Origin of the sequence: Micromonospora noduli (assembly GCF_003264365.1) — a bacterium.
In the GTDB taxonomy this organism is placed as follows: Bacteria; Actinomycetota; Actinomycetes; order Mycobacteriales; family Micromonosporaceae; genus Micromonospora; species Micromonospora noduli.
Genome location: NZ_PYAK01000223.1, coordinates 1 through 206 on the forward strand (window position 1 = coordinate 1; position 206 = coordinate 206).

Consider the following 206-nt stretch of genomic DNA (forward strand, 5'->3'; position numbering starts at 1 on the left):
GCGGTCTGCTCATCGTTGAGGCTGATGTGGGACTGCTCGCCCTGCGGCTTCGGCGCCGCCGACTGCACAGCCACCGCAACCGGCTTGGCATCGACCGGGTTGGCGTGGGCGGCGATCGGGCCGGCGAAGACACCACCGGCGAACGCGAGACCAGCAACAGACAGCATGCTCTTACGGAAGATCGTGTTCATGGGGGTAGCTCCTTC

Annotated in this window: 1 pseudogene; it reads right to left on the reverse strand. The window is 66.0% G+C overall.

The annotated features are described in order from the left end of the window. Positions 1 to 191: pseudogene (locus GUI43_RS33410) on the reverse strand (hypothetical protein); the annotation flags it as partial. Between the last annotated feature and the right edge of the window lie 15 nt (positions 192 to 206).